Raw genomic sequence first — 8,482 nt, forward strand, 5'->3', positions numbered from 1 at the left:
GCGGTCGAGCGCGCGCTCGGGCAGCAGGTACACCACCAGCGCGGCCAGCAGCACGGCGCCGGCGCCCCACAGCACCGGCTTTTGCAGCACCGCCCAGTCGGGCGGATCGCTGCGCGAAGGACGCTCACGGAACGGCTGGTTGAGACCGGTGCTGACCTGCGCCAGCGCAGTGCCGCTGTCGGTCTGGTGCGGCAGCAGCGCCAGCACGGGCTCGGCCTCGATGCGCAGCGAGCGGCACACCGTCTTGGCCAGCGCCCGCACGAAGGTCATGTCGGGCAGCTCGCCATAACGGTCCGCTTCCAGGGCCTCCAGCTTGCGCGGCGTCACCTTGATCGACGCGGCCAGCGCCGCGATGTGGATGCCCTGCTTCTCGCGCGCCGCCTTCAGCAGCCCGCCCGCGGTTGGGGCCACAGCCTCACTCATCAAATCGTCCTCTTTCGAAGGCCAGCGTCTGCGGCGCCTGCGGGAAGCGCGCCTTCAGCTGGCGCCCCCACTCTTCGACGCCGCCCCGGTTGCCCAGGCGGTGTTCGATGCGCACCGCCAGCCACAGCGACTGGGCGTTGGAGCTGTCCTGGCGCATGTTCAGCCGCCGCACGTAGAAGCGGGCGCGCTCGTACTCGGCGCGCAGGTAGAGCACTTCCGACAGGTTGAGCGCCACGGTCGGGTTGCCGGGGTCCAGCTCATAGGACCGGGCCAGCGAGCGCTCGGCGGCGTCCAGCTGGCCGGCACGCGCCTGGCACACGCCCTGGGCCAGCAGCGTGCGCACCAGGTCGCGGTACTGCGGCAGCGCCAGTGCGGCCTCGAACTGCTGCTGCGCCTGCGGAAACAGGCGCTGCTGGCACAGGAACCAGCCGTAGTTGTGGCGCGCGTCGCCATCGCGCGGGTTCAGCTGTAGGGCGCGCTGGAAGCTTTCGTCGGCCAGCCGGTCTTCGCCCATCGAGGCATAGATCAGCCCGCGCAGGTTGTAGGCCTCGCCCAGGTCGGGTTTGGCATTGAGCGCCTGCTTGACCTCGTCCAGCGCCACTTCGTTCTGCTCGCGGCCGAAATAGGCGGCGGCCAGCTCCAGCCGCAGCCGGGCACGGCGGTCGTTGTCGGTCTGGTCGGAGGCGGTGCGGATTTCCTGCGAGCTGCCTTGCAGGCCCGAAGGCCCGGGCCCGCCCGGCACCGTCTGGCAGCCGGCCAGCAGGCCCGCCAAGGCCAGCCCGCCCCACGCCCACGCGAGAGCGCGGTGCACGATCAACCGGCCCTCCGCCCGTGCAGGCGGTCTCCCTCAGGCGTGGCGGGAGCCGGCGCAATGCGGATCGCCGGGCGGGTGAGCCGCTGGTGGGCGCGGGTGCGGTCCTGCACCTCGCCGGCCAGCTGGCCACAGGCGGCGGCGATGTCGTCGCCGCGGGTGCGGCGCACCGTGGTGACGATGCCCGACTCGATCAGCACCTGGGCGAAGGCATCGACGCGTTCCTTGGGCGAGCGCAGCAGCCCAGACGCCGGGAACGGGTTGAACGGGATCAGGTTGAGCTTGCAGGGCACGGCCGGCGTGCCGGCGCGCCCGGTGACCAGGCGCACCAGCTGGCGCGCCTGCTCGGGGGCATCGTTGGCGCCGTCGAGCATGCAGTACTCGAAGGTGATGAAGTCGCGCGGGGCGGCTTGCAAGTAACGCTCGCAGGCGGCCATCAGCTCTGCCAGGGGGTACTTGCGGTTCAGCGGCACCAGCTGGTCACGCAGGCCGTCTTCGGGGGCGTGCAGCGAGACAGCCAGCGCCACCGGGCAGTCCACCCGCAGCCGGTCCATCATCGGCACCACGCCGGAGGTGCTGACGGTGACCCGCCGGCGCGACAGGCCGTAGCCATGGTCGTCCAGCATCACCCGCAGCGCGGGCACCAGCGCGCCGTAGTTCTGCAGCGGCTCGCCCATGCCCATCATCACCACGTTGTCGATCGCGCGCTCACCCGGGCCAAGCTGCAGGCGCTGGCGCAGGTGATGCTCGGCGAACCACAGCTGGGCGAGGATCTCGCCGGTGGACAGGTTGCGGCTGAAGCCCTGGTGGCCGGTGGAGCAGAAACGGCAGCCCACCGCACAGCCCGCCTGCGACGACACGCACAGCGTGCCGCGGTCGGCTTCGGGGATGAACACGGCTTCCACCGCGTCGCCGTTGCCCACGTCGAACAGCCACTTGATGGTGCCGTCGGTGGAGGCCTGCTCGCTGAGGATGGCGAGGCCCCGCACCTCGGCGCGGTGGGCCAGCTTGTCGCGCAGCGAGCGCGCCAGGTCGGACATCTGCGCGAAGTCGGCAGCGCCCTTCTGGTGAATCCAGCGGAACAGCTGAACGGCGCGGAAGCGCTTTTCGCCCAGCTGTTCGCAGAAGGCCGTGAGGCCTTCGAGGTCGAAGTCCAGCAGGTTGACCCGCGCAGCCGCCGACGCGCCATCGGCGCTGCCAGGGGCAGCGACGGCGGGGACGGTGGGCGACTGCAGATCGGCCATGCGGACTTCCAGCGCGCTATCAGCGGCTGTAGACGTTCATGCCGGGGAAGAAGAACGCGATCTCGTTGGCGGCGGTTTCCGCGGCGTCCGAGCCGTGCACGGCGTTGGCGTCGATGCTGTCGGCGAAGTCGGCGCGGATGGTGCCCTTGTCGGCCTTCTTGGGGTCGGTGGCGCCCATCAGCTCGCGGTTCTTGGCGATGGCGCCTTCACCTTCGAGCACCTGGATCATCACCGGGCCCGAGATCATGAAGCTGACCAGGTCGTTGAAGAACGGACGCGCCTTGTGCACGGCGTAGAAAGCTTCCGCTTCACCCTTGGACAGGTGCGCCATGCGCGCTGCCACCACCTTGAGGCCGGCGCCTTCAAAGCGGGCGTAGATCTGACCGATCACGTTCTTGGCGACGGCGTCGGGCTTGATGATCGACAGGGTGCGTTCGATGGCCATGAAAATCTCTCCTGAATCAATGACTTGGCAAAGCCTTGGATTGTAACCCGGCGCAGCCGGTCAACGACCGCCGCGGCCACCGGGGCGGCCACGGCCGCCACCACCATTGCCACCACCACCGCTGCCGCCGCCCCGGCCACCGCGCCCGCCGCCACCGCCCTTGCGGTGGAAGGCATCGGCGCCGATGTAGCCGACCGAGGTCTGCATCGGATCGGGCTCACGGCCGCCACCGCCACCGCCGCCACCCCGGTTGGGGCCGCCGGGCTTGCCGCCGCGGGCCTTGGCGCCACCGCCACCACCGCCGTTCTTGCGCGGGAACGGGTTGCCGGCATTGCCGCCGCCCTTGACCAGGCGCTTGTCGTAGGTCTGCTGCAGCGGATTGGGGATCGGGCCGTCCTCGCTGTACTCGCGGCGCGGCGCGTTGTGCTCGCGCAGCAGCCGCTTGTCGTAGGTCTGTTGCAGCGGGTTCGGAATCGGGCCGTCGTCGCCATAGTCGCGGCGCTGCTGGCTCAGCTCGCGCATCGCACGCTTGTCGTAGGTCTGCTGCAGCGGATTCGGGATCGGGCCGTCCTCGCGCTCACGGCGCGGTTCGCGGTTCTCGCGCAGCGCCCGCTTGTCGTAGGTCTGCTGCAGCGGATTGGGAATCGGGCCGTCCTCGCGGATCGGGCGGTTGGAACGGGCCTGCCGCGCCTCACGCGCCAACCGCTTGTCGAAGGTCTGCAGCAGCGGATCGGGGATGACCGGACCACGCTCGCGCGGGCCGCGGTTGTTGCGGTCGCCACGGTCGGGGCGGTCACCGCGCTCGCCACGCGGCGGACGATCGCCTCGCTCGCCGCGATCACCGCGCGCCTGGGCGCCGTTCTGGCCACCGCCCTGCCCGCGCTTGCCGTTGCGGCCCTGCTTGCCATGCTGGCCACCGCCCTCGCCCTCACGCCCCTCGCGACCTTCCTTCGGACCGCGCGGCACCTGGCCGATCAGCCGGCGCAGCAGCTTCACATCGGGTTCTTCCAGATCGACCCAGACGCCGCGCTTGAGGCCGCGCGGCAGCACCACGCTGCCGTAGCGGATGCGGATCAGACGGCTGACCGTCAGGCCCACCGTGTCGAACAGCTTGCGCACCTCGCGGTTGCGGCCTTCGTTGATGACCACGCGGTACCAGCGGTTCAGGCCTTCGCCGCCGCCGTCTTCGATGCTGGTGAAAGCGGCCTTCTGGCCGTCGATCTCCACACCTTCCAGCAGCTTGGCCTTGGCCTCGGCTTCCAGCGTGCCCAGCACGCGCACCGCGTATTCACGCTCGACGCCGAAGCGCGGATGCATCAGCTGGTGGGCCAGGTCGCCCGAGGTGGTGAACAGCAGCAGGCCTTCGGTGTTGATGTCCAGCCGGCCGACCGACTGCCACTTGCCATGCTGCAGCCGCGGCAGCTTGCGGAAGACGGTGGGGCGCTGCTGCGGGTCGTCCAGCGTGACCACTTCGCCCACCGGCTTGTGGTAGGCGATGACACGGGCGGGCGACGGCGCGATGCGCACCTTGATCGGCTTGCCGTTGACCTGGATGCGGTCGCCCCAGGAGATGCGCTGGCCGGTGTGGGCCGGCTCACCGTTGACGGTGATGCGGCCTTCGGCGATCAGCTGCTCCATGTCGCGGCGCGAGCCGACGCCAGCCTGGGCCAGCACCTTGTGCAGCTTGGGCGCATCGGCATCGGCGGCCAGCACGCGCTTGGCGGGGCCGTCGGCGTCGTCGCCGGCGCCGTCGTCGGCGCCAGCGGCCGACTCATCGGCCGGCGAGGCCAGTTCGGCCTCGGGCGCACCTTGCGGCAGGCCGGCTTCAACGGCCTCGGCTTCAGCCAGCGCGGCCTCTTCCTGGGCCAGTTCCACCGCGTCGTCGAAGGCGCCAGACAGCACCTCGGCGAACAGCGGCGTGGTGTCGGGCCGCGCCACCGGCGGCTGGCCCGGCTTGCGGTCGCCACGCGGCTTGTCCTGGCGGGGCTTGTCGCCGCGCTCCTTGCGGCCTTCGGCCGGCGCATCGGCGCGTTGCTCGCCGCCCGCGTCGGCGCTGCGCTCACCGCGCTCGCCACGGTCCTTGCGGCCACGGCGGCGGTTGCGCGAGCGGGATGACCGCTCGCCGGCCGGGGCGCCGTCAGCGGCGGCTTCGCCCGCAGCCGGTTCAGCATCGCCACCTGCTTGCGAAGCACGGGATTCGCCCGCGTCCGCGCCTTCGGCCGGGGCGGCCGCACGGGCTTCCGCCGGCGCGGGCGGCGCCTGCTCGGCATTGCCGGCGGCGCCGTCGAACGACAGCGAGGCTCGCGCGCCCTCGCCTTCCACCGCGGCAGCCTTGGGCTTGCGCGGGCGGCGGGCGGGCTTGGCCGCCGGCTCATCTGCCGAGGCCGGGGCCTGAGCCGAAGCCGAACCGTCGCTTACCGGGGCTGCAACAGCCTCCACGCCAGCGGGCGCTTCCGAGCCTTCAGCCGAGGCCGCAGCCGCCGTGCGTGTGCGGCGGCGCGGCTTCGGTGCGGCATCTTCTGCCGCATCAGGGGCCGCAGCCGCGGGCTCGGCGGCAGCCGCCACCGCACCCTCGGGGGCCGAGGCGCCGGTGTCCGCTGCCTCCGCCGTCTTGCGCGGCGTGCGCCGGCGCTTGGGCTTGGCCTCGCCGTCCTGGGGGGCGGCCGCAGCTGCGGCGTCCACCGGCAGGTCGGAGGGCAGATCGGAGTCGTTGACGTTCATGCTTGCGCTTCGGATGAAGGGAGAGGTTCGGTGGGCTCGGACGGCTGGGCGGGGGATTCGAGCAAGGAGGCCTGTTCGGCCAGACCGGTGGCCATCAGGTCGATGGCAGCCGGCGTGCCTTCCAGCGGCGGCAGCTGGTCTAGGCTGGACAGGCCCAGGTCGTCCAGGAACTGCCGCGTGGTGGCATACAGCGCCGGCCGGCCGGGGGCGTCGCGGTGGCCGATCACCTCGATCCAGTTGCGGTCTTCCAGCTGCTTGACGATCTGGGTGCTGACGGTGACGCCGCGGATGTCCTCGATGTCGCCGCGGGTGACGGGTTGCCGGTAGGCCACGATGGCCAGGGTTTCCATCACGGCGCGTGAGTAACGCGGCGGCTTCTCGGGGTGCAGCCGGTCGAGGTAGTCGCGCATCTCGGGCCGGCTCTGGAAGCGCCAGCCGGAGGCCAGCGCCACCAGCTCGACGCCCTTGCCTTCCCAGTCGCGCACCAGCTCGTCGAGCAGGCTGCGCAGGGTGTCGACGCCGACACGGTCATCGAACAACGCACGCATGTCGCGCAGCGGCAGGGGCTGCTGGGCGCAGATGAGCGCGGTTTCGAGGACGCGCTTCGCATCCTGTGTGTTCATGGGCTCTGCTTGAAGGGGCGCCGGGCGTTACCGGCGGCGTTCACAACATGGGCTGGATCGAATCCCGGCGGTGTGGTTCTTCTTCGGCACCGCGGGGGCCACTGCTCTTGGCAGGTCTTGGAGGTTCTTCGCGGCCAGGCTGGCCGGTGAAAGCCGGATGGCGGAAGAAGCCTGTTACCGGTTCGGGCAGGGTGTGGGGCCCAGGGCCTGGGACCACCGCCTGCGGAACACGACGTGTTGGAGCCGCATTGTAGCCCCCGAAAGGGGGAAGCGGCTCAGGCTGTGTCAAGCCTCGTCACAAATCTGTGCCCAGGCAGCCGCCAGGTCGGCCGGCAGCGGCGCTTCGAAGGCCAGTTCATGGCCGTCGATGGGGTGGACGAAGCGCAGTTCGGCCGCATGCAGCGCCTGCCGCGACAGGCCGAGCAAGGGCCGGCCACCGTACAGCGTGTCGGCCACCAGCGGATGGCCCTTGTGCGCCATGTGCACGCGGATCTGGTGGGTGCGGCCGGTGTGCAGCGTGCAGCGCACCGCACACACGCCCTGGCGTGCGGCCAGCGGCTGCACGTCGGTGCGGGCGGGCTTGCCGCTGCCCACCACGGCCATGCGCACGCGGGTCTGCGGGTCGCGCCCCACCGGCGCTTCGACGGTGAAGGGCAGCAGCTTCATCTCGCCGTGCACCAGCGCGCGGTAGGCGCGGTGCACCTCGCGGGCGGCGATGGCGCGGGTGAGCGCCGTCATCGCCGGCAGCGTCTTGGCCACCACCATCAGGCCCGAGGTGTCTTTGTCGAGCCGGTGCACGATGCCGGCGCGCGGCAGGTCGAAGGCGCCGGGGTGATGCGCCAGCAGGCCATTGAGCAGCGTGCCGCTCCAGTGGCCGGCGGCCGGGTGCACCACCAGGCCGGCGGGCTTGTTGATGACCAGCAGGTGCTCGTCCTCAAACACCGGCCGCAGGTCCAGGGCCTCGGCGCGGAACGAGCGGCTTTGCGCCGTGGGCACCAGCGTGACCTGCACCGCCTGCCCCATCTTGAGCTTGCGCGAAGCGGTGTCGGCCAGTGCACCGGCCACCTGCACATGGCCGCGCTCAATCAGTGCCTGCAGGTAGTTGCGCGAGAACTCGCCGGCATGCAGCACCAGCACCTTGTCCAGCCGCTGGCCATGTTCGTCGGCGCTGACCGACCACTGGCGCACCTCGGCTTCCTGGTCGGCCGGCTCGTCGGCTTCGGCCTGGGTGGCCTCGTCGTCCAGCGCGGGCGCGGCGGTGCGCAGGGCCTCGTCGGCGGATGGGGTCGGGGCGGCGGCGCTGCCCGGCAGGCGGCCGGGTCGGCCTGAGGGGGCAACCATATAATTCGCAGTCGATTTTTCAGTGGAGCCGGAATCGATCCCGGCGTAGAAGATGACCGTTTCCCGACCCGTGCAACGCGTGGCCCGTTGGCTCGCGATCCCGGCGCTGGCTGGCGCCCTGGTGCTCGGCGGCTGCAGTTCCACGCCCAAGGAAGACCCGAACTCGCAGCAGGCGGTCGACAAATTGTATGCAGACGCCCAGGACGACATGTCGTCGGGCAACTATGAGCGGGCCATCAAGACGCTGGAACGCGTCGAAGGCCGTGCCGCCGGCACGCTGCTGGCGCAGCAGGCCACGCTGGACCTGGCCTACGTGCACTACCGCACCGCCGAACGCACCGAGGCGCTGGCCGTGCTGGACCGCTTCATGAAGCTGCATCCGTCGAGCCCCGCCTACGACTACGCGCTGTACCTGCGCGGCATCGTCAACTTCAACGACAACCTGGGCTTCCTGGGCAACCTGTCGCGGCAGGAGCTGTCCGAGCGCGACCAGCAGGCGTCGCGCGATTCGTACCAGTCGTTCAAGCAGCTGAGCGAGCAGTTCCCGGGCTCGAAGTACACGCCCGACGCGCGCGAGCGCATGAACTACATCGTCAATGCGCTGGCCGAGTACGAAGTGCATGTGGCCCGCTACTACTACAAGCGCGGCGCCTACGTGGCCGCGGCCAACCGGGCGCAGCAGGCCACGCAGGAATTCCAGCGCTCGCCGGCGGTGGAAGAGGCGCTGTACATCCTGGCGATGAGCTACGACCGCCTGGGCCTGGAGCAGCTGCGCGACGACAGCACGCGGGTGCTGAAGCAGAACTTCCCGGACAGCAAGTTCCTGTCGGATGGCCTGCGCGAGCGCGAGAAGGCTTGGTGGCAGTTTTGGTGA

Annotated in this window: 8 protein-coding genes; 1 reads left to right on the forward strand and 7 read right to left on the reverse strand. The window is 70.8% G+C overall.

Features of this window, described 5'->3' with window-relative positions:
• From ABNT58_RS03675 to ABNT58_RS03705, 7 genes are all read right to left on the reverse strand, one after another.
• On the reverse strand, positions 1–423 hold a 423-nt coding region (locus ABNT58_RS03675), incomplete at its 3' end, for a helix-turn-helix transcriptional regulator (RefSeq protein WP_348752160.1).
• Positions 416–1,234, reverse strand: coding sequence for a type IV pilus biogenesis/stability protein PilW (pilW, locus tag ABNT58_RS03680; protein WP_348752161.1), 819 nt, complete (start codon positions 1,232–1,234; stop codon positions 416–418). The genes ABNT58_RS03675 and pilW, both read right to left, overlap by 8 nt.
• Positions 1,235–1,236: 2 nt before the next feature.
• Positions 1,237–2,478 (reverse strand): 23S rRNA (adenine(2503)-C(2))-methyltransferase RlmN, encoded by a 1,242-nt coding sequence (gene rlmN / locus ABNT58_RS03685; protein ID WP_348752162.1) that lies wholly within the window; start codon positions 2,476–2,478, stop codon positions 1,237–1,239.
• A 19-nt stretch (positions 2,479–2,497) separates the two neighbouring features.
• A complete protein-coding gene (ndk, locus tag ABNT58_RS03690; protein WP_348752163.1) occupies positions 2,498–2,923 on the reverse strand; it encodes a nucleoside-diphosphate kinase in 426 nt (141 codons plus the stop codon).
• A gap of 60 nt (positions 2,924–2,983) precedes the next feature.
• Positions 2,984–5,644 (reverse strand): pseudouridine synthase, encoded by a 2,661-nt coding sequence (locus ABNT58_RS03695; RefSeq protein WP_348752164.1) that lies wholly within the window; start codon positions 5,642–5,644, stop codon positions 2,984–2,986.
• A complete protein-coding gene (gene scpB / locus ABNT58_RS03700) occupies positions 5,641–6,267 on the reverse strand; it encodes an SMC-Scp complex subunit ScpB (protein ID WP_348752165.1) in 627 nt (208 codons plus the stop codon). The genes ABNT58_RS03695 and scpB overlap by 4 nt, the downstream gene beginning before the upstream one ends.
• A gap of 285 nt (positions 6,268–6,552) precedes the next feature.
• Positions 6,553–7,608, reverse strand: a complete 1,056-nt coding sequence (locus ABNT58_RS03705) for an RluA family pseudouridine synthase (protein WP_348752166.1) — start codon at positions 7,606–7,608, stop codon at positions 6,553–6,555.
• A 52-nt stretch (positions 7,609–7,660) separates the two neighbouring features.
• Here ABNT58_RS03705 and ABNT58_RS03710 point away from each other — a divergent pair, with 52 nt between their 5' ends.
• Positions 7,661–8,482: an outer membrane protein assembly factor BamD gene (locus ABNT58_RS03710; RefSeq protein ID WP_348752167.1), complete on the forward strand. Its 822-nt coding sequence runs from the start codon at positions 7,661–7,663 to the stop codon at positions 8,480–8,482.

Origin of the sequence: uncultured Aquincola sp., from assembly GCF_964001545.1 — a bacterium.
GTDB lineage: Bacteria > Pseudomonadota > Gammaproteobacteria > Burkholderiales > Burkholderiaceae_C > Aquincola.